The sequence below is a fragment of the uncultured Chitinophaga sp. genome, assembly GCF_937898475.1.
In the GTDB taxonomy this organism is placed as follows: domain Bacteria; phylum Bacteroidota; class Bacteroidia; order Chitinophagales; family Chitinophagaceae; genus Chitinophaga.
Genome location: NZ_CALEJS010000011.1, coordinates 328,354 through 348,045, shown reverse-complemented (window position 1 = coordinate 348,045; position 19,692 = coordinate 328,354). Strand labels below are relative to the sequence as shown.

At 48.5% G+C, this 19,692-nt stretch carries 19 protein-coding genes; 10 read left to right on the top strand and 9 right to left on the bottom strand.

The genetic code is table 11. The annotated features are described in order from the left end of the window. The first annotated feature begins 125 nt into the window (after window positions 1–125). The 6 genes from rpsO (at window position 126) to Q0577_RS03030 (ending at window position 6,576) form a co-directional block, all read left to right on the top strand. Window positions 126–398, top strand: a complete 273-nt coding sequence (rpsO, locus tag Q0577_RS03055) for a 30S ribosomal protein S15 (RefSeq protein ID WP_298732677.1) — start codon at window positions 126–128, stop codon at window positions 396–398. Between the two features lie 86 nt (window positions 399–484). Next, a complete protein-coding gene (locus tag Q0577_RS03050; protein WP_298732675.1) occupies window positions 485–2,773 on the top strand; it encodes a polyribonucleotide nucleotidyltransferase in 2,289 nt (762 codons plus the stop codon). A gap of 215 nt (window positions 2,774–2,988) precedes the next feature. Then, window positions 2,989–3,801, top strand: coding sequence for an NIPSNAP family protein (locus Q0577_RS03045; RefSeq protein ID WP_298732673.1), 813 nt, complete (start codon window positions 2,989–2,991; stop codon window positions 3,799–3,801). A gap of 12 nt (window positions 3,802–3,813) precedes the next feature. Further along, window positions 3,814–4,632, top strand: coding sequence for a 50S ribosomal protein L11 methyltransferase (gene prmA, locus Q0577_RS03040; RefSeq protein ID WP_298732671.1), 819 nt, complete (start codon window positions 3,814–3,816; stop codon window positions 4,630–4,632). Window positions 4,633–4,757: 125 nt separating this feature from the next. After that, window positions 4,758–5,408: a glycerol-3-phosphate 1-O-acyltransferase PlsY gene (plsY, locus tag Q0577_RS03035; RefSeq protein ID WP_298732669.1), complete on the top strand. Its 651-nt coding sequence runs from the start codon at window positions 4,758–4,760 to the stop codon at window positions 5,406–5,408. A gap of 367 nt (window positions 5,409–5,775) precedes the next feature. Next, window positions 5,776–6,576: a M48 family metallopeptidase gene (locus Q0577_RS03030; protein ID WP_298732667.1), complete on the top strand. Its 801-nt coding sequence runs from the start codon at window positions 5,776–5,778 to the stop codon at window positions 6,574–6,576. Between the two features lie 132 nt (window positions 6,577–6,708). Here Q0577_RS03030 and Q0577_RS03025 read toward each other — a convergent pair whose 3' ends face one another. Both Q0577_RS03025 and Q0577_RS03020 read right to left on the bottom strand, forming a co-directional pair. Next, window positions 6,709–7,659, bottom strand: coding sequence for a hydrogen peroxide-inducible genes activator (locus Q0577_RS03025; protein WP_298732666.1), 951 nt, complete (start codon window positions 7,657–7,659; stop codon window positions 6,709–6,711). Between the two features lie 121 nt (window positions 7,660–7,780). Then, window positions 7,781–9,001: a hypothetical protein gene (locus tag Q0577_RS03020; protein WP_298732664.1), complete on the bottom strand. Its 1,221-nt coding sequence runs from the start codon at window positions 8,999–9,001 to the stop codon at window positions 7,781–7,783. A 194-nt stretch (window positions 9,002–9,195) separates the two neighbouring features. Here Q0577_RS03020 and Q0577_RS03015 point away from each other — a divergent pair, with 194 nt between their 5' ends. From Q0577_RS03015 to Q0577_RS03000, 4 genes are read left to right on the top strand one after another with little or no spacing between them, the layout of a single operon-like run. Beyond that, the gene (locus Q0577_RS03015; RefSeq protein WP_298732662.1) at window positions 9,196–9,933 is read left to right on the top strand and encodes a glycosyltransferase family 2 protein; all 738 of its coding nucleotides are present in this window, start codon (window positions 9,196–9,198) and stop codon (window positions 9,931–9,933) included. 27 nt (window positions 9,934–9,960) lie between these two features. Beyond that, complete coding sequence (locus Q0577_RS03010; RefSeq protein WP_298732660.1) at window positions 9,961–10,758, top strand: class I SAM-dependent methyltransferase; 798 nt, start codon at window positions 9,961–9,963, stop codon at window positions 10,756–10,758. Window positions 10,759–10,806: 48 nt separating this feature from the next. Next, entirely contained in the window at window positions 10,807–11,595 is a 789-nt protein-coding gene (locus Q0577_RS03005; protein ID WP_298732658.1) for a prolyl oligopeptidase family serine peptidase, read from the top strand. Between the two features lie 57 nt (window positions 11,596–11,652). Further along, window positions 11,653–12,222, top strand: a complete 570-nt coding sequence (locus Q0577_RS03000; protein WP_298732656.1) for a FecR domain-containing protein — start codon at window positions 11,653–11,655, stop codon at window positions 12,220–12,222. A 79-nt stretch (window positions 12,223–12,301) separates the two neighbouring features. On the opposite strand, the gene hemL is transcribed toward Q0577_RS03000, so the two are convergent. From hemL to hemA, 7 genes are read right to left on the bottom strand one after another with little or no spacing between them, the layout of a single operon-like run. Next, entirely contained in the window at window positions 12,302–13,594 is a 1,293-nt protein-coding gene (gene hemL, locus Q0577_RS02995; protein ID WP_298732654.1) for a glutamate-1-semialdehyde 2,1-aminomutase, read from the bottom strand. 26 nt (window positions 13,595–13,620) lie between these two features. Further along, a complete protein-coding gene (hemB, locus tag Q0577_RS02990) occupies window positions 13,621–14,589 on the bottom strand; it encodes a porphobilinogen synthase (protein ID WP_298732652.1) in 969 nt (322 codons plus the stop codon). Window positions 14,590–14,629: 40 nt separating this feature from the next. Then, window positions 14,630–15,541 (bottom strand): oxygen-dependent coproporphyrinogen oxidase, encoded by a 912-nt coding sequence (gene hemF, locus Q0577_RS02985; RefSeq protein ID WP_298732650.1) that lies wholly within the window; start codon window positions 15,539–15,541, stop codon window positions 14,630–14,632. 5 nt (window positions 15,542–15,546) lie between these two features. Beyond that, window positions 15,547–16,572 carry a uroporphyrinogen decarboxylase gene (gene hemE, locus Q0577_RS02980; protein WP_298732649.1) on the bottom strand — a complete coding sequence of 342 codons (1,026 nt, stop codon included), beginning with the start codon at window positions 16,570–16,572 and terminating at the stop codon, window positions 15,547–15,549. Then, a complete protein-coding gene (locus Q0577_RS02975; protein WP_298732647.1) occupies window positions 16,569–17,309 on the bottom strand; it encodes a uroporphyrinogen-III synthase in 741 nt (246 codons plus the stop codon). The genes hemE and Q0577_RS02975 overlap by 4 nt, the downstream gene beginning before the upstream one ends. Beyond that, on the bottom strand, window positions 17,299–18,213 hold the full coding sequence (hemC, locus tag Q0577_RS02970; protein WP_298732645.1) for a hydroxymethylbilane synthase: 915 nt from the start codon (window positions 18,211–18,213) through the stop codon (window positions 17,299–17,301). Before hemC ends, Q0577_RS02975 begins: the two co-directional genes overlap by 11 nt. A 3-nt stretch (window positions 18,214–18,216) precedes the next feature. Then, window positions 18,217–19,470: a glutamyl-tRNA reductase gene (hemA, locus tag Q0577_RS02965; protein ID WP_298732643.1), complete on the bottom strand. Its 1,254-nt coding sequence runs from the start codon at window positions 19,468–19,470 to the stop codon at window positions 18,217–18,219. Window positions 19,471–19,692: the final 222 nt, after the last annotated feature.

Here is a 19,692-nt window from a genome sequence, read left to right as displayed (position 1 = left end):
AACTATTTATTATACATTATTAATCTTAATTAAAAGGGGAAATTGTTAAATCCAAATATTCAATTTACCTTTGCACCGGAAAAATAGCGACGAAAAAACTTTATCATTTTATTATTTTAACTAAGATGTCTTACTTAACTGTTGAAAAGAAAGCCAATATTTTCAAGGAATTTGGCGGAAGTGAGAAAAACACAGGTTCTGTTGAAGCCCAGATAGCTCTGCTTACAGAGCGGATCTCCAGCATTTCCAATCACCTGAAACAAAACAAAAAAGATTTCTCTTCAAATCGTGGTTTGATGAAAATGGTAGGGCAAAGGAAGCGCCTGCTCGCCTACCTGTCTAAAACTAACCTCTCCGGCTACAGAGCGCTGATTGAGAAGTTAGGTCTCAGAAAATAACGATATTTATGTTATAGCGCTATTCCCAACTTCGAAAGGTTGGGAATAGTTTTTTTTAGGTATTACCTTTTAATCCTCACTTTTTTATGAATCTAGCGCCTATTTCAGTAAAATTCGATATAGGAAACGGCCGTATCGTTACGATCGAGACCGGCAAACTGGCCCGGCAGGCCGATGGCGCCGTTACCGTACGTTTGGGTGACTGTATCTTACTCGCTACCGTTGTAGCAAATAAAGAACCTAAACCGGGACAAAGCTTTTTCCCCCTTACTGTTGACTACCAGGAAAAATTTGCTTCTGCAGGCCGGATCCCCGGCTCTTTCTTTAAACGCGAAGGCAAATTATCTGATTACGAAGTACTCATTTCCCGTTTGATAGACCGCGCCCTGCGCCCCCTGTTCCCTGATGATTATTTCTGCGAAGTACAGGTATTGGTAACCCTCATTTCTTCTGATAAGGAAGTAATGCCCGATGCTCTTGCATGCCTGGCCGCTTCTGCAGCCCTGGCAGTATCTGATGTGCCTATCCAGGAGATCATCTCTGAAGTAAGAGTGGCCCGCGTAGACGGTGCTATGGTGATTAACCCCGGCCGTACCGAGCTGGAGAAAGCCGATATGGACTTCATCGTTGGCGCCACTGACAAGAACATCATGATGGTGGAAGGCGAGAGCAAGGAATGTAGCGAAGAAGACCTGATCAAAGCGATCGAAGTGGCGCACGAAGCCATCAAGATCCAGGTGAAAGCTCAGGAAGAACTGCGCCAGTTAGCCGGTGCAACAGCCAAGCGCGAATACACCAAGCCGCATACCAACGAAGAGCTGAAAGAAAAAATAATTGCGTTTGCAAAAGACCGTATATACCAGGTAGCCAAATCTGCTTCCAGCAAGCATGACCGTGGCGAAGCCTTCCATAAAATAGAAGAAGAGCTGACTGAATCCCTGGGCGAACTTCCCGAAGAAGATCAGCCGCTGGTAGGAAAGTACTTCCACGATCTTGAGAAAGAAGTGGTACGTAACATGATCCTGGACGAATCTATACGCCTGGATGGCCGTAGCCTTGACCAGGTACGTCCGCTGGCAATGGAGGTAGACCTGCTGCCTTCTCCGCATGGCGCTGCCTTGTTTACCCGTGGCGAAACACAGTCGCTCACCACCGTTACCCTGGGTACACCGGAAGATGAGCTGCTGCTGGAAAATGCTGCCACCTCGAAATATTCAAAGTTCATACTGCACTATAATTTCCCTCCCTTCTCTACCGGCGAGGTGAAGCCAATGCGTGGCCCCGGCCGCAGGGAAGTAGGCCATGGCAACCTGGCCATGCGCTCACTGAAACAGATGATGCCTGGCGACAGCTACGCATATACGGTGAGGGTGGTTTCTGATATCCTGGAATCTAACGGTTCCTCTTCCATGGCTACCGTATGTGCCGGTTCACTGGCCCTGCATGACGCAGGTGTACCTTTGCCCAAGCACGTTTCCGGTGTGGCAATGGGGCTGATCTCCCGTGCATCTGATGGTAAATGGGCGGTGCTGACAGACATCCTCGGTGATGAAGATCACCTGGGTGATATGGACTTTAAAGTAACCGGTACCCGTGATGGTATCTGCGGTATCCAGATGGATATTAAAGTAGACGGTCTGAGCATGGACGTTATGCGCCAGGCACTGGCACAGGCTTTACGCGGACGTTTACACATCCTCGAAGCCATGTATGCCTGCATACCGGCGCCGCGACCTGAACCGAAACCGCATGCGCCACGCATGGAAAAACTGATCATCGACCGCGAATTTATCGGTGCTGTGATAGGACCCGGCGGTAAAGTGATACAGGAGATCCAGCGCGAAACCGGTACTACCATCAACATCGAGGAAGTAGGCGAAACCGGCGAAGTAAGCATCTTCTCTGCACAGAAAGAAGGCCTGGAAAAAGCCCTCGCCTGGATAAAAGGCATTGTAGCCGTTCCGGAAGTAGGCGAAATATACGAGTCTACCGTAAAATCAGTAATGCCTTACGGTGCATTCGTAGAGTTCCTGCCTGGCAAACAAGGCCTGCTGCACATCTCCGAGATCTCCTGGAAACGCCTTGAAACAATGGAAGGTGTACTGACCGAAGGCGAAAAAGTAAAGGTGAAACTCACCGGTACCGATCCGAAAACCGGTAAGTTCAAACTTAGCCGCAGGGTACTGATGCCTAAACCGGAAGGTTATGTGGAAAGGCCCGAAAGACCTGACAGACCAGATCGTTCTGACAGGCCCGGTGGTGGTGGCGGACGTCCGCCCCGTGGTGGTGACAGGGATCGTGATCGTGGCGACCGCGACAGAGGCCCTCGTCCTCCCAGAACAGACGTGCCCTTCATTTCAGATGATGAACAGTAAATAACAGCTGTTGGCTATTAGCTGTTAGCTTATAGCTGAGGCAAAACATACCAGCAGCCGTCCATTAGGGCGGCTGTTTTTTTGTGCCCATCGCTAACCGCCAACAGCTAATAGCAAAAGCTGTTTTTCCCGCCGCTCATAACATTTATTTATGAAAGTTGATCTTTCCTGTTATATTGAGCATCCGTTTGCCACTCACACATTTTATAAATTTCATGTTAAAGCTGATACAAGAAAAACCGTTGAACGGAAGCCTGGCCTTATGTTTATTACTGGCCGTTGTAATGTTGAGCTCATTCACCGCTGTTGCCAAACCGCCGCAGCGGGAGTATTATGAGATCAGGGTATACCATGTAAAAGATGCTGCACAGGAAGGCGTTGTAGACCAATACCTGCAGCAGGCCTTTATACCTGCCCTTCACAAGGCAGGTATCAGTAAAGTAGGCGTGTTTAAACCAGTCGGCAATGATACCGCTGCTGACCGGCGCGTATATGTGCTGGTGCCCTACCGCTCCCTTGACCAGTTTGTACAGCTGCCCCGCCAGCTGGAAGCAGATAAGCAGTACGCCGCTGCAGGCGCGCCTTATATAGATGCCGCCTATAACGCCGTCCCTTATACGAGGATGGAGACAATACTGCTGCAGGCCTTTACTGGTCAGCCGCAAATGCAGCTGCCCGGTCTGAAAGGCCCTAAAGCCGACCGTATATATGAGCTGCGCAGCTATGAAGGCCCTACAGAAAAGTTGTATCGCAATAAAGTGCAGATGTTCAACAAGGGCGATGAAGTAGGCATATTCAAACGCCTGGGCTTTAACGCCGTATTCTATGCAGAAGTACTGAGCGGCAGCCGCATGCCCAACCTGATGTACATGACCACCTTTGAGAACAAAGCCTCCCGTGATGAGCACTGGAAAGCATTCAGCAGTGATCCCGCCTGGAAAGAACTGTCTGCCAAGCCGGAATACCAGCACAACGTTTCACGTTCAGAGATCATCTTCTTATACCCGGCAGCATACTCAGATATCTGATATCTTTGCGCCATGTCACACATTGCTATTACCATCCACTGTACATCAGCAGAGGCAGATGTGCTTATTGCGCAGCTGAGCGCTGCTGCCTATGAAGGATTTGAAGAAAAGACCGGTCAGCTGATCGCCTATATTCCCGTCGCAGATTTTGACCAGGCAGCTCTGGAGGCTATCCTGCAACCCGCCGGACTTACATATGCTAAAGAAGAGATACAGCAGGAAAACTGGAATGCGGTATGGGAAAGCAACTTTGAACCCGTGCTGGTAGGTGATTTTTGTGGTATACGGGCAGGTTTTCATCCGCCATTTGAGCAGCGGTTAACGCACGAGATCGTGATCACCCCCAAAATGTCTTTCGGCACCGGGCACCACGCTACCACTTTTTCCATGATCCGCTTAATGCAGCAGCTGGACCTTTCAGGCAAAAAAGTGTTCGACTTTGGCACCGGTACGGGCATTCTTGCCATACTGGCCCAAAAAATGGGTGCCGGCCATACAGACGCTATTGATATTGACGAATGGGCCGTAGAGAACAGTAAAGAAAATGCTGCGGAGAACCAGGCCGCGGATATTCGTATATGGCAGGCAGATAGCCTGAAAGACATTAGCGGGCCCTATGATGTGATACTGGCAAATATTAACCGCAACATTCTCCTGCAATACATGGCAGATATGCACAGGCTGCTGGTACCCGGCGGATATTTACTGCTGAGCGGAATAATGACCCAGGACGAAGCTGCTATCCTGGAATCCGCGTCCCTGCAGGGTCTGGTAAGACTGGAGCAGGTAGAGAAAGATAACTGGCTGGCGATGAAATTAATAGTCAATTAAGAAAAATAAATTTATTTACACGTATAATTGTCAATAAATTTTCCCTCTTTCGTGTTAAATAAAAGCTTAATATTTTATTAATTTTGGCGTAGATTTTTGTTATCTTAGCATTCCAACTTATTGTGATGATAGAATTTTTATTTCTTATTTGTGCCTATCTGATAGGTTCGATACCAACTGCAGTATGGGTGAGCAAAGGTGTTTTCGGCATGGACATCCGGGAATATGGCAGCGGCAATGCCGGTGCTACCAATACTTTCCGTGTGCTGGGACCTAAAGCCGGTACTTTCGTGATGGTGGTCGACATGCTAAAGGGCGTTGTCGCAGTAAGGCTTTCTTATCTGTTACCGTATTATCAGTCTTCAGAACATCTTACACAATTGGTGAACTTCCAGATCGGGTTAGGACTTGCCGCTGTAGTGGGCCATATCTTCCCTATATGGGCCGGTTTTAAGGGTGGTAAAGGGATCGCTACCCTTTTTGGCCTGGTGCTCGCTATTCAGCCTATTGTGGCCGTTTGCTGCGTAGGCGTTTTCCTGATGATCCTTTTTCTTACCAGGTATGTATCACTGAGTTCTATTATAGCCAGCATTGCATTTCCCATTCTCATCCTATACATCTTCAACGAACCGGAAGTGTTTTACCGCATATTCGCCATCGCGGTTGCATTAATGGTGGTGCTGACCCACCAGAAGAACATTGCGCGCCTGCTCACCGGAAACGAGAACAAAGTGCCGCTGTTTAAGAACAAAAGAGGCTTCCGCCGCAAAGACTAATTAGTAAATTCCAAGGTAAAATTCCAAATACCAGATTCCAAAGCTTAACGAGGTAAGGTGCCTGGCAATAGCTTAAATAACAGCTATTGCAGGTTGCGGTTAGTTCGCTGACCGTTCTTATTCCGGCTTTTGGAATCTGCTTTTCTGACATTTACACTTTGGCATTTGGATTTTGGTATTTGGAATTTGGATTTCAGTATTTGGTTTTTGGAATTTTGAACCCTGAATTAAAGGTTTGGCATTTCCCTTGCTCTAAGTATTTTTGTCGCTGAACCAACTTATATCAGCCGTCAGTTGTTATAACGTGTATATGCGGATCAAGTTTGGATGTTGGTACAGTTGGACAAAAAATTCAAATTATTCACCCATGAAAAAGACTGTTTTACTAGTAACTGCCGGCCTGGGGCTAATAGCGGCCTGTACGCGTGTGCCCATCACCGGCCGTAGTCAATTGAACCTGATCCCTGAAAGCCAGATGCAGTCCATGGCACTGCAGGAGTACAAAACCTTTTTAACAGAAAATAAGGCAGTTTCTCCTACTGTCAGCAAAGATGCTGAGATGGTAAAAAGGGTAGGTAACCGTATTGCGAACGCGGTTACCCGTTATATGACAGAGCATAAGTTGGGTAATGAAGTTGCCAATTACCAATGGGAATTCAACCTGGTGAATAATAAAGAGGTGAATGCCTGGTGTATGCCCGGAGGTAAGGTAGTGGTATATACCGGCCTGCTGCCGGTAACGCAGAATGAAACTGCCCTTTCCTGTGTAATGGGTCACGAAATTGCCCACGCTATTGCACGGCATGGAAATGAGCGTATGAGCCAGGGCCTGATTGCCCAGGGTATACAGGTAGCCGGTGCCGTGGCCCTGAACCGTAATCCCCAGGCACAGAATATCTTCCTGCAATCGTTTGGTGTAGGCGGTAACCTGGGCCTCTCTGCCTTCTCCCGCCAGAATGAGCTGGAAGCAGATCACCTGGGCTTGATCTTTATGGCTATGGCAGGTTACAACCCGCAGGAAGCTGTTCCTTTCTGGCAGCGTATGGCTAACACCGGTGGACAAAAGCCACCGGAATTGCTCAGCACCCACCCCAGCGATGCCCGCCGCGTAGCACAACTGCAACAGCTAATGCCTGAGGCTATGAAATATTACCAGCCGGTGAAGTAAGCAATTGGCTGCTAGCTGTTAGCTTTTAGCTATAAAACTACAAGCCGCAAGTAATGTTCAGTAAGGTCGAAGGCCATTACTAAACATTACTTGCGGCTTTTTTGCTTTTAGTTAACAGCTAAAAGCTATTCCTCATCCCTTTTCAGGCAAAATATCCACTACTCTTTTTTGCTTCTGTACTTTCATCTTATCCGGTACCTGTGTCAGTATCTCTTTCTTAAATGCGCCTATCAGTGCCTGTTTGATAAAGAAACGGTGTGTTACCAGGCTTATTTCGCGTACCGGCTCGGGCGACTTAAAATACCGCACCATATTCATCTGGCGGGCAGAGAGATCCTGCAGGGAGAGCTCCGGTAAGATAGTGTAACCGTCATTCAGGTCTACCATTCTTTTCAATGTTTCCACGCTGCCGGTGTTGTACTCCAGGTTCTTGTATTCTCCCATGGTGAACTTGTCCCTGCAGATGTTCAGCACCTGGTTGCGCATACAGTGCCCTTCATTCAGCAGCCATACTTCCCGTACATCCAGGTCATCCGGCTTGATAAACTTTTTACTGAAAAGCTCATTATTTTTCGCAGTGTACACAACAAACGATTCGTAAAAAAGCGGATGTTCCTCCAGGGTGGCATTATGCAGGGGAGTGGCCAGCAGGCCGCAATCCAGCAGCTCCTGTTTGAGTTGCTGGATGATCTGTTCAGTAGGGTATTCCCATATTTCCAGCTTTACTTTGGGATATTTTTTCATGAACCCCGTTAATATACGGGGCAGCAGGTAAGGCGCCAGCGTAGGTATAATGCCCACTTTCAGGTTACCCTGTATTTCCTTTTTATGGCCTGCAATAATCTCCTTAATGCGGGAACTTTCCTTCAGGATCACACGTGATTGCGCTATCACGGAAATACCTATTTCCGTAGGTACCACCGGCAATTTGCTCCGGTCAAAGATCTTGATCCCCAGCTCGTCTTCCAGTTTCTGTATCTGCATGCTCAGTGTAGGTTGTGTCACAAAGCACTTCTCTGCGGCTACTACAAAGCTTCTGTAGGTATCTACCGCTACAATGTATTCCAGTTGGACAGTGGTCATGGTCCCGAAATTTATAGGGCTAAGTTATCGATAAAATCTATTGAACGCATCAGGTGCATAATGCAAAAACGCTGAACGCCCGGTCAGAGCGTTCAGCGTTCAATACATTACTGTTTATTGCTTAGAATATCCTGTAGCGGTATTTTACCTTGTCGGTATTGTTATACAGTTCCTTGATGTTGATGGAGGCCTGTATATCTGTTACTGCTTCATTCTTCAGGTTCCTGAATTCGGTTTGCTTGTTGGTGATCATGTTCTGATCTGCAAGGCCGTTATCCTGTGCTATTTTCAGGGAATTATTCACCTTGTTGTAATAAGAATCCAGCAGGGTGAAGTATTCGTTGTACAGGTTCTCGAAACGTTTGGTTTGCAGTATCAGGTCTTCCAGCTGGTTATTCACCTCTTTCAGGTTGGGATTTTCCCTCAACAGCATTTCGTAGTCAATGCGTTTGCCTTTGGCGTATTTCACTTCCAGGTCGTTAAAGAACTGTACCACTTTCTCTTTCTTGAAATCAAAGAAGAAATCGTTCATGGTTTCTCCAATGGTCTTATTGCCCCGTTGCGGCAGCTGGAACTTAAGTGCGCTGGCAGTGAACATCAGGTGGTCATACAGGTTGTCCTGCAACAGGTTCAGCTGATCTTTGTTAAAGTTCAGTCCAAACTCAAATTTCTGGTTCGCATCGTTCAGCGCGGTGTAGTACACCACATATTTGTTCAGTTCCTTTTCAAAATCCTGCAGTGTTTTCTGGCTGATCTGCTTATTGTTCACGCTTACGCTGTGCAGGAAGTTCATTACGGAATTGGCAATGGCCAGCGGCGGCGTAAGTGAGGTAAAACTCTGGAAAATAGGGCTGTTGATGATAGACTTGGTAGATTCCACTATTTTGCCGTTACGCTCGCCCTTATCAACTTTACCCTTCAGCACTATTTTCTCCACCAGTTCAACAATGCGGTCGCTGAATGAAAAGCCCAGCTCTTTACTTTCCGGGTTGTTCAATGATGTTATGAACACATCCAGGTTATTGGTGGTAGTACGTGATTTAAGGTCAATGATCTTTTTATTCAGCAGATAATAAGTCTCACTGGCATTGATCAGGTTATTCTTGATCAGCTCATATTTAGTCAGATTATCAATCTCTTTCCCCTGCAACAAACCCTGTATGGCATTTGAATTCTGTTTATCGCTATCTGATATCTTCGCCAGCTCGTCCAGTATTCTTTTGATAGTGGTGTCGGCAGTCCGGATAGTTGGCGTTGTCCGGATCTCGGTGCGGGGCTCAGGGATCACTGTATCAACAGTGGTTTTTTCCTGTGCCCTGGAAGATAAAAAGCAGCTCAGCATTAGGAAAAATAAGGTTACATATCTAACATAATTTTTCATATAAAGTATGTTCATGCTGTGTTTGCGTTTTATTAACAAATCCTTAAGAAAATATAGTGCCAAAATTTTTCAGGGTACAAAGATAGTAGGAATTTATTTGATAGGTAGGATTGACATGATTCCTGTTATCTTTGCTGCCAAATTCGCCACTTTTCATGCTTTACAATAAGAAGATTGTAGTGGTGTTACCGGCCTACAATGCAGCGCTAACACTGGAAAAAACCTATCATGAGATCCCTTTTGATATAGTGGACGAAGTGGTGCTGGTGGATGACGCCAGCAGGGATGATACGGTAGACGTAGCTAAACAGCTGGGGATCCGACATATTATCCGTCATGACAAAAACAAGGGCTACGGCGGTAACCAGAAAAGTTGTTACAACAAAGCCCTGGAACTTGGAGCCGACATTGTGATCATGGTACACCCTGATTATCAATACACTCCAAAGCTTATACCGGCCATGTGCAGTATCATTGCCAATGATGTATACCCGGTGGTGCTGGGTTCCCGTATCCTTGGCAAAGGCGCCCTGAAAGGTGGAATGCCGGTATATAAGTATTTATTTAACCGTTTTTTAACGCTTTCCCAGAACCTCCTGATCAACCAGAAGCTCAGTGAATACCATACCGGTTACCGGGCTTTTTCAAAGGAGGTGCTGCTGGCAATTCGTTATATGGACAACAGCGATGATTTCATTTTCGATAATGAAATGCTTTCGCAGATCTTTATGAAAGGATTTGAAATAGGAGAGGTTACCTGTCCTACAAAATATTTTGAAGATGCCTCCAGCATCAATTTAAAAAGGAGTGCCATCTATGGAATGGGAGTATTGCGGGTTTCTTTCCAGCATCTGCTACATAGACTGGGACTGATTAAAGCGAAAATATATTAAATAGCCCTCCGGGCTTGTCCAACAACAATGGGTTTTCAACACCAGACACAGTTTGCTAAAAAATACCTGCGCTACTACTTTACTGCAGGCAACCGGCACGATGTACACTCGCCATTTGTGTATGCATTGATAGAAGAAGTACTGCGCGATAAAAAACAGCCCTCTGTTTTCAAGGAAGTAGAGGCCTTGCGCAGAGAATTGTTACAGACAAAGGAAATGATCCAGGTAACAGACCTGGGCGCAGGGTCCCTTACCGGGGCCGGAACTTCCCGCAGAGTTAGCGATATTGCCCGCCATGCTGCCAAACCGCCTAAATTCGGCCAGCTGTTCTATCGCCTGGTGCAATACCTCCAGCCGCAGTACCTGCTGGAGCTGGGTACCTCGCTGGGTCTGTCTTCCGCCTATATGGCCCTGGCCAAACCAGATGCAGAGCTGATCACCATTGAAGGCTGTCCCAATATCGCCGCCCGCGCACAGCGTAACTTTGAAGTGCTGGATATACACAACGTAAAACAGCTTACCGGCAATTTTGATGACGTACTGCCGGCGCTGCTGCAAAAAACGCCACGCCTGGACTGGGTATTTATAGACGGTAACCACCGGAAGGAACCTACCTTATCTTACTTTCAGCAGTGTCTTAGCCGCTCGCACAACGATTCCATCTTTATATTTGACGATATTCACTGGACGCCGGGTATGGAAGAAGCCTGGCAGTCTATACAGCAACACCCGGCAGTTACCATGACGATTGACCTGTTTTTTATCGGCCTGGTGTTCTTTAAACCGGAGTTCAAAATAAAGCAGCATTTTGTACTGAAATACTAAAGGCAGCCGTCGTTGGCACATTATTTTGTATATTCAGACAAACTTTACATGATGCGGTACCTGCTGTTACTTGCAATAACGTTAACGAATATATTGGCCGTGCAGGCACAGGATATGAGCGCCTATAGCCACGAATCCTTCACAAAGGAAGGAGACACACTGCGTTACCGGTTGTTGAAGCCGTTGAATAACGATATGCATAAAGCTTATCCTCTGATCATTTTTCTGCATGGTTCAGGGGAGCGAGGCACTGATAATGCCGCCCAGCTGCTGCATGGCGGCGCCCTGTTCCTGAACGATACGCTGCGCCGCGAATTCCCGGCTTATGTGTTGTTCCCGCAATGCCCGCCTGGTAAATCCTGGTCGCCTTTCCGGATGAAACGTGATACTTCCGGCAAAGTGACAGGGGCTGATTTTCTCACAGACGCTCCGCCCACTGCTCCCGGCGCATTGGTAAAGGCATTGCTGGACAGCCTGCTGGCTTCCGGTAAGATAGATGCCAAACGTGTATACATCGGCGGGTTATCGCTAGGTGGTATAGGTACGTATGACCTGCTGGCCCGCTATCCGCAGCTCTTTGCAGTAGCTTTTCCCATTTGCGGCGCAGGTAATGTGAAAACAGCCGCCAACTTTGCCAACAAGGTTCCTTTATGGATCTTTCACGGATCAGATGATAACGCGGTACCGGTAGATTTCTCCCGTGCCTACTATGCCGAGCTGAAAAAACTGGGGTCAGAGGTAAAGTACAGCGAGTATCCCGGGGTAGGGCATAACAGCTGGGACAATGCTTTTGCAGAGCCTGATCTGCTGCCGTGGCTGTTCCGCCATCATAAGTAAACAGCACTTTCCCTGATTTATGTATATTTACCTTTGCAAAAGGTAAGCTAAGCCTTTATGGATCATGATCAAACACTGGAATTGTATTCCGGTTCCTTCTTCCGCAACCTGCGCCGCAGGTTCTGGCGTGGACAGTGGATGTGGCCGGCGGCTATCATCCTGTTCCTCCTCTCATTTGCGTTATGGCAATGGTTTGGCCGGCATATGATACAGGTAAGGGCAGCTCGTAACGGCGTTGACAACACCACGAACATACACCTGCCTGACCAGACTTATATAGTGCTGCAGCCTGATGCTACCCTCCGCTATCATAAACAGTTTACCAGATCCACCCAGCGGGAAGTCTGGCTAAGTGGTGCAGGTGATTTCCAGGTGCCACCCAATAGCCCGTATCAACCAAAGCAGGAGCTTTTTACTGTACATACTACGGCTATGGATGCCATGACGGAAGGAAGCCGTTTTCGTGTAACGACAGAAGGCCCCGCCACCACGGTACTATTATACAGCGGAAAAATCACCGTACATTTTAAGAATAAGAACCTGCAGGATATTGTGCTGTCTGAAGGGGAAATGTTGAAGTACCCTGGCGCCGGAAAACCGGTTATACAGAAAACGCCTGCTGAATAAGGCCCCCGGTAAACTAAGTACAAAAAAAATGTCCCGGCACTCAGGGCCGGGACTTTCCACTCAGCACAGGATTGAATTGTTAACTATTTGTGACGGCCTTCATGGCGGCCTTGGTTGCCTGTACAGTAAGATCGAGGTCTTCTGTGCTCAGCGCATTGCTCAGGAACCAGCTTTCAAATGCAGAAGGCGGCAGGTATACGCCACGTTCCAGCATGGCATGGAAGAATCGTTTGAACAGCTCATTGGCAGCGCCTGATGCCGCGCTGAAATCGATGATCGGGTATTCCGCAAAGTGCACACTCAACATGGAGCCGATATGATTGATCTGGTGTACTACGCCGGCTGCGCCTAATGCTTCCTTTAAACCTGTTACCAGGTAGTCCTTTTTCTCTTCCAGTTGCTGATAGATCACGGGGTTGTCATGCAGTGTTTTCAGCATGGTATAACCGGCTATCATCGCAATCGGGTTACCACTCAGCGTACCTGCCTGATACACCTTTCCGGCCGGCGCTACATATTGCATGATCTCTTCAGAGCCCGCAAAAGCACCCACCGGCATACCTCCACCAATGATTTTGCCAAATGTAACGAGGTCTGCCTTGATGTTGAACAGCTCCTGTGCGCCACCACGTGCCAACCTGAAACCGGTCATCACCTCGTCAAAGATGAGCAGTATGCCATTGGCATCGCACAACTGGCGAAGACCTTCCAGGAAACCAGGCTGCGGCAGAATACAACCCATATTGCCTGCCACAGGTTCTACTATAATAGCCGCTATCTGCTCAGGATGTGCCGCTATCAGCTGCTCTACCGCAGGCAGGTTGTTATAGGGCGCGGTTAGTGTATCGCCTGCTACAGTGGCGGTAACTCCGGGAACAGATTGTATCTCCAATGTAGCTACACCGCTGCCTGCACTCACCAGGAAAGCGTCTGCATGGCCATGATAATTACCCTCAAACTTGATGAACTTGTTGCGCCCGGTATAGCCGCGTGCCAGCCGCAATGCAGACATACAGGCTTCTGTACCGGAGTTTACCATGCGCACCTGGTCTACGTTGGGCACCATGCTTACGATCAGCTCTGCTACCTTTATTTCCAGCTCCGTGGGCGCGCCAAAGGAGGTAGAGTAAGTAGCATACTCCTGTATGGCTTTCACTACCGGTTCGTAGGCATGCCCCAGTATCATGGGGCCCCAGGAATTGATATAGTCTATATACCGGTTCCCGTCTACATCATAGAGGTAAGCGCCGCGTGCGCTTTTCATGAACACGGGCGTGCCGCCTACGCTTTTGAAAGCGCGTACGGGAGAGTTCACTCCACCCGGAATGAACTGCTGCGCTTTCTCAAATAATAGTTTGCTTTGCGAATACATGGTGCAAAATTCGTATAAATAATGTTTTATCCTAACAGCTTTACAGCGTCTTTGGCAAAATAGGTAGCGATCAGGTCTGCACCCGCACGTTTAATGCTGGTGAGCGTTTCCAGTATCGCTTTTTCCTCGTTCAGCCATCCCATTTTCGCGGCTGCCTTTATCATTGAATATTCGCCGCTCACATGATAGGCACTAACAGGCAGGTTTACACGTTCCTTAATGCTACTGATAATATCCAGGTAGGCAAGCGCCGGTTTCACCATCACGATGTCTGCACCTTCTTCCACATCCATCAACGTTTCCTTGATCGCTTCTTTTGCATTAGCGTAATCCATCTGGTAGGTTTTCTTGTCGCCGAAGCCAGGCGCAGAATCCAGTGCATCACGGAAAGGACCATAAAAGCAGGAGGCGTATTTGGCGCTGTAAGACATGATGCCTACTTTGTCAAAATTGTTTGCTTCCAGTGTGTTGCGGATGGCCAGTATGCGGCCATCCATCATATCGCTGGGCGCTACAAAATCAGCGCCTGCAGCTGCATGGCTGAGGCTCATACGGGCCAGTACTTCCACGGTGGCGTCATTAACGATCTCCTGTCCGTTTACAATGCCGTCATGGCCGTAGGAAGAGTAGGGGTCCAGCGCAACGTCGGTCATCACGATCATTTCCGGCACCGCCTGTTTAATACTTTTGATGGCGCGTTGCATTAAACCGTCCGGGTTTACCGCTTCTGTGCCTTTATTGTCTTTCAGCTCATCTGTACATTTCACGAACAGCAATACGCTTTTAATGCCCATGCTCCACAATTCTTTCGCTTCCTTTACGGTATTATCCAGTGAGTACCGGAAATAACCTGGCATAGAGGAGATCTCTTCCTTCACCTGTTCACCTTCAGTAATGAACAGCGGCGCAATAAAATCGCTGGGCTTCAGTATGGTTTCTGCCACCATAGCGCGTATCGCCGGAGAGGTCCTCAATATTCTGTTACGTCTCAACATCTTGTTATTAATTTAAGTTCATTTAATAATCAGCTGCACATTACTGCACCCAATCTCTCGGTTTCAGGTATTCCAGCAGCATTGCTTCCGGAGTTCCCGGCGCAGGGTGGTAATCATATTCCCAGCGTGCGCGGGGCGGCAGGCTCATAAGAATGGACTCTATACGCCCGTTGGTTTTCAGTCCGAACAGGGTGCCGCGGTCGTGGATCAGGTTAAACTCCACGTAACGCCCCCGGCGGTACTCCTGCCAGTCCTTATGTGCAGCAGTATAGGGCATGTCTTTACGCTGCTTCACAATAGGCAGGTAAGCATCCAGGAATGCCTGGCCGTTTGCCTGTGAGAAGGCAAACAGTTGGTTGGCATCTCTGTTTGCATCTGGCCGCAGGTAATCATAGAAAATGCCGCCAATGCCTCTTGCCTCGTTATTGCGGTGTTTATTCACGAAATATTCATCGCAATGTTTTTTATAAAGGGGATAGAGCTCTTTACCGAAAGGATCGCAGGCGTTTTTAAAAGCCTGGTGGAAATGCCGGCCATCCTCCTCAAAGAGATAGTAGGGGGTAAGGTCTGCACCGCCGCCAAACCAGCTGTCCTTTAAGGCCCCATCCTTGTCATACAGTTCAAAGTAACGGAAGTTAGCGTGTACGGTAGGTACAAAAGGGTTCAGCGGATGAATCACCAGTGAAATACCGCAGGCCATGAACTGGCTGTCGTTCACTTTAAACTGCTGGGCCATGGCCTCTGGCAGGGCCCCATGTACAACAGAGGTATTGACACCGCCTTTTTCAAAAACCGCCCCTTCAGCTATCACGCGGGTTTTACCGCCGCCGCCGCCGGGTCGTTCCCAGCGGTCTTCGCGGAAGGCGGCCTTTCCGTCTATCGCTTCCAGCGCCCCGCAGATCTCATCCTGCAGGCCGTGTATGAATGATATGAATGATGCTTTAACGCTCATAAGACTTAGTAGCTTTTTACCGTATTCACAAACGCCTTTGCATGGTCTACCGGTATATTGGGCAGGATGCCATGGCCCAGGTTGGCGATATAGCGTTCTTTCCCAAAGCTCTGCAGCATGGTCTTCACCGCTTTTTCGATCTCGGGAACCGGCAGCAGCAGTTTGGCCGGATCAAAATTGCCCTGCAGCGTTACATTGTTACCAGCAAAGGCGCGAGCCCTGTGCGGTTGTATACACCAGTCAATGCCCAAACCATGCGCACCGGTAGCGGCCATTTCTTCCAAGGCAAACCAGGCGCCTTTGGCAAACACAATTACCGGACAAACATCTTTCAGCGCCGCTACAATCTGGCGAATATATTGTAAGGAAAAAGTTTCAAAATCTTCGGGGCTAAGCAGGCCTCCCCATGAATCAAACAGCTGCACACAGTCGGCGCCCGCTGCCACCTGTTCTTTCAGGTAAGCAATGGTAGTGTCTGTCAGCATTTGCAGCAGCTGGTGGGCAACAGCAGGTTGCTGAAAGCAGAATCCTTTTGCTTCATCAAATGTTTTAGAGCCTTTACCCTGCACCATGTAACACAGCAGTGTCCAGGGGGCACCGGCAAAACCGATCAGCGGCACACGGCCTGCCAGGGTTTGTTTGGTGAGGCGCAACGAATCAAATACGTAATGCAGTGTATCCTTCACATCGGGAACGCGCACCCGTTTCAGGTCTTCAGCGCTTTTAACGGGCGCCGGTAAAAAGGGGCCTGTTTTTTCTATCAGTTGCACTTCCAGTCCCATAGCCTGCGCCACCACCAGTATATCCGAGAATATGATGGCAGCGTCAACGCCAACCTGGTCTACCGGCATTACCGTGATCTCTGTTGCCAGCTCAGGGTTCTGGCAGCGTTCAAAGAAGGAGTATTGCTCCCGCAGTTTTATATAATCAGGCAGGTAGCGCCCTGCCTGACGCATCATCCATACAGGTGTACGTTCTGTTGATTCCCCGCGTAAAGCTCTCAGCAAAAGGTCATTCTTCAATGCGCTCATTCGTAGCAATTAATGTTGTTAAAGTAAAATATAGCTGTTTGCACCATACTTTCCGCACGCGGAGCGGTGCTGATAATAACTTTGTTGCCTGTGAGATCTGCTGCTGTACGGGCTGTGGTGGCCCCAATGGCAAAGCAGACTGTGGTGGCGGGCAGCCTGTTCACGGAGAAAAAGCTGGTTACCGCACTGGGACTGAAAAAGAATATGCCATCATATTGCTCGCCGGTAATAACGGGTGTGGGCACATTTTCATACAGTATGATCTCATACACCTGTACGCCGTTTGCGCTTAGTATAGATGGCAGTTCTTCCCGGCGTTGCCGTCCGCAGAAGAAATATACCTCCTTCACATTTCCTGCTGCCAAAATGGTATTGGCCAATGCGGTGGCGTTGGCGGCGGTTGCCTTCACCGGGCTGGCCGGCAGCGTTGCCTGAATGGCCTGTAAGGTACCGGCTTCCAGGCAGTATATCTGCCAGTGGTTGCCTGCTGCAATATCAGGGGCTGCCTGTGGAAGGTAATGCTGTTCCAGCGTTTTCACCGCATGGGCGCTGGTGAAAACGGCGTTAATATTCCGGGATAGTAATAGCTGAATGGTGGCCCATAGTTCTTTTGTTACCAGGGGCTGTATATCTGTGAATGCCTGTACGCTGATGTCCAAACCCTTTGCTGCTGCTTCCTGCAGGAGCTGCTCAGACAGCGGCCTGGTACATAATATGCGTGGGCGTTCATTTGGCATTTTTGATCTCCGCTACAATTTTAGCTCCGCCTCTGGCCAGCACCTCTTCGGCTGCTTTTCTGCCAATATATGCTGCCTGATCAGGCGGGGCCTGTTTGGCAGCTTCCAGGAACGTTTGTCCGTCCAGGCTGCTCAGCTCTCCAGAAAAGAACAGGGTATTATCGTTTATATACGCATACGCGCTGATAGGGGTGGTACAGCCACCCAGCAGGGTACGCAGAAAATCTCTTTCTATATGAGTGCAGAGTGCAGTAGCGGCATGATGAAGAGGGGCGCAGGCTTCGCGGCAGAAGGTATCATCTTCTCGGCATACGGCTACCACGGCGCCCTGTGCAGGGGCAGGCAGCATCCAGTCCAGTTCTACAGATCTCTCCGGGCGCAGGTCTATCCTTTCCAGTCCTGCTGCTGCAAAGATAGCGGCGTCCCAGGGTTCGGCGGCCAGCTTTTTCAGGCGGGTGTTCACATTACCCCGCAGGTTATGGATCTGGTGTTGCGGAAACCTGCGCAGCCACTGGGCTTTACGCCGCAGGCTGCTGGTGGCAATCTGGGCCACGGGCTGTTCCAGGAAAGCAGTGTCGTGTTTATATACCAGCAGGTCTCTTACCGGTCCTCTTTCCAGCACGGCGGCCTGTGTAATGTTTTTCGGTAATTGCGTGGGAACGTCTTTGAGAGAATGAACGGCAATATCGATACGGCCGTTCAGCAGGGCAGCATCCAGCGTCTTGGTAAAAATGCCCTGTACGCCTATTTCATACAGCGGAGTTACCAGGTCTATATCGCCTTCACTTTTTATCAGCACCAGCCTGGTCTCATAACCTTGCTGGGTAAGCAGATCTTTTACCAGATTAGCCTGCCATAAGGCCAGCTGGCTTTCCCTGGTGCCTATCCTGATTTCTTTTTGCATGAATTAATCCTGGTTAATGCCTGTCTCAAAAATGTCGTTGATCATGGCTATGTACAGATCACTTTTGTCGGTTTCCTTGCGTACTTTACCTGCCATCAGGTTGATCATTTTCTGTATAATGCGGGAAGACACTTCCTCCACATCCTCCAGGTCATAATAAGCGCCGTTCTTCTGCTGCTGTATCTCGCGGGAATGTATCTCCTGGAGTTTATCTTTCACCGCTTTCAGTACTACGGCATGTTTACGCATTTTGTACCAGTACAGGAATTCTGCCATGTGCTCTTCAATGAGGGAGAGGGCCTTGGGGACCTCTTTCATACGCATTTGCAGGGTCTCATCCTGTACTTTTGACAACTCATCCACGTTTATCAGCTCTACCTGGGGCAACGTGCACACGGCTGGTTCCACGTTAAAAGGTATAGAAAGATCGATGATCAGTTTAGGGCCGGCGTTTTCCAGATGAGAAGCCAGTACGGTAGGCTGCGGTGCATTGGAGGCCACCAGTATCACATCTGCTGCCTGCAGCGTGGGTACCAGTGCTTCGTAAGGTGCAGAATGCAAGCCATGCAGGCCTGCAAATTCTTCTGCTACCGCTGCAGTACGGTTAATGAGGGTGATATCTTTTACGCCCAGGTATTCCATCATATTCTTGCAGGTGTTACGTCCAATCTTGCCTACACCCACCAGCACGATCTTCTTATGTTGAATATCCGGTACTTTCTTTTCCAGGAGCCGTACCGCTGCAAAGGCAACAGATACGGTGCCTGCGCTCAGACCTGTTTCGTTCTTGATCAATTTGGATACCTGGAGCACACTGTTCACCAGCCTTTCCAGGAACCCGCCCAGGCAGCCGTTTGATTTGGCAAAGCGGGAAGCGGTTCTCAGCTGGCCAATGATCTCATAATCGCCTAGTATCTGCGAATCCAGCCCAGTACCAACCTGGTACAGGTGCTTCACAGCATCTTCGCCAGAGCGGATGTAAGCCAGTTGTGCAAAAAGATTGCAATCCCCGTTGGTGGCATGGCAGATCAGCTCCATAAGCTGTTGCGCACTGGGAGCAAAACCGTAGATCTCTGTTCTGTTACAGGTAGAAAGTACGAAAAGGTCATCCAGTTGCGCCGCTTTCGCCTGCTCCAGCAGGTGTTGATATTGCTCCTGATTCAGTGCAAATAACCCCCTGATAGCAGCATCCGTCTTTTTGTAGTTGATACCAATACTGTGAAAATTGGTAATATCTTTTGAATAGGTGACCTGCATTGTAGACTATAAGCTTCCGGCTGCAAAAATACTTGCATACCGGCAAACATAGGCCTTAGGCTGTCATTAGTATGTCATTTGTGGCGTTTATGACACAGGCAAGACAATGATCGCAGAAAAGATGATTTTTATCAGTTTTTCAATATTGTGATTCTAACAATTGTATGACATTTTATAAAAGATTGACAAAATAGAACCGTTACTTTTGCAACAATTTCTGAA